This window comes from Dietzia sp. SYD-A1 (assembly GCF_015356725.1).
In the GTDB taxonomy this organism is placed as follows: Bacteria; Actinomycetota; Actinomycetes; order Mycobacteriales; family Mycobacteriaceae; genus Dietzia.
This window is the reverse complement of record NZ_JADDKI010000452.1, coordinates 1-1,567: the sequence shown is the minus strand read 5'-3', so window position 1 is coordinate 1,567 and position 1,567 is coordinate 1. Positions and strand designations below refer to the sequence as shown.

Here is a 1,567-nt window from a genome sequence, read left to right as displayed (position 1 = left end):
AGTTGGCGGCGTGCGTCCTGGCGATCGACGCCCCGGACGAGCGCGTGGTGTGCTCGGGCGAGGACGACCCCCGCTACGCCGCCTCGGTGATCAAGGTGGCCTTCGCGGTGGCGGCGCTCGAGGCCTGGGACGCCGACCCCACCGCCCAGACCCCCTACGGCACCCTCGGGGACCTGCTGGAGGCGGCCATCCCGGTCTCGGACAACGACGCCGCCAACCTGCTCTACGACCTCTCCGTCGACGGCCCCTCGGCGCCCGACACCGACGACCCGAACGAAGCGATCAACGAGGTGGCCGACCGGGTGGGCCTGGCGGACGAGTTCCACACCGGTGGGGCCTTCCGAGGGGAGTGGACCGGCGACTGGAGCCGGGTCAGCGCGCGCGGCAGCGTGGGGTACCTGACCGAGTTGGTGCGGGCCGCCGACGGGCGCGCGTCCGCAGGTGAGGCCCTGACCTCGCCCGCGGTCGCGCGGACCGTGCTCGGACTGCTGAGCGACCAGGAAAGACTGTGGAAGCTGCCCGCCCACCTGCCCGAGGGGTCCACTGCCAACAAGACCGGCGAGACCGACACCGAGTCCCACGACATCGCCGTGGTCAACACCACCTCCGGCCGGTACGCGATCGCCGTGATCGCCACCGCGACCGGCCCCGACGACACGCCGGACGAGGTGATCGCCGATCTGGGGCGGGACGTGGCCCGGGCACTCGGCGGTGCGGTGCGATTCTGAGCGGGCACCGCTGCCTAGACTCGTCGCATGACCTCCCGCGCGCACTCCGCACTGACACCCCGTGGCCGCGCAGCCGTGGCCGTCGCACGCCTGGCCACCTGGGCCTCCCGGGTGTCCGGCCGAGGGTCGGGCGGGATGATCGGCGGTCTGGTGGCGCTCAAGCTGGATCCCGGACTGATGTCCCAGCTCGCCGCGGGGCGGCGGTCCGTGCTGGTCACCGGGACCAACGGCAAGTCGACGACGACGAGGATGGTCGCCTCCGCGCTGTCGACGGTCGCCCCGGTGGCGTCCAACGCCAACGGCGACAACATGGACGCCGGGATCGTCTCCGCGCTCGGCGCCGACCGCGAGGCCCCGCTGGCCGCGATCGAGGTCGACGAACTGCACACGCCGGCCGTCGCGGAGAACACCCGGCCCGAGGCGATCGTCCTGCTCAACCTGAGCCGTGACCAGCTGGACCGGGTGGGCGAGATCAACTCGATCGAGCGGCGGTTGCGGGCCGGGGTGGCGGCGCAGCCACAGGCCACGGTGGTGGCGAACTGCGACGACGTGATGATCACCTCCGTCGCCTTCGACAACCCGTCGGTGGTGTGGGTGGCGGCCGGCAACGCGTGGGCGGGTGACTCGGTGAGCTGCCCGCGCACCGGCGAGCCGATCACGCGCACCGTGGACGAGACGGGCGCCGTCCGCTGGCAGGCCAGGGGCACACTGCCCGACGGGCGACAGTTCGCGCGGCCAGAACCCGACTGGTGGGTCACCGAGGACGCGATCCACGGGCCCGATGGCTTCACCGCGCCGATGCGGCTGGCCATCCCCGGCCGCGCCAACCGCGGCAACGC

Annotated in this window: 2 protein-coding genes; both read left to right on the top strand. The window is 73.2% G+C overall.

The window, feature by feature from the left end; all coding sequences use genetic code 11:
- The coding region (locus tag IY392_RS15575; protein ID WP_194861695.1) for a serine hydrolase at positions 1 to 728 on the top strand (728 nt) is incomplete at its 5' end.
- A gap of 27 nt (positions 729 to 755) precedes the next feature.
- The coding region (locus IY392_RS15570; protein ID WP_255542108.1) for a Mur ligase family protein at positions 756 to 1,567 on the top strand (812 nt) is incomplete at its 3' end.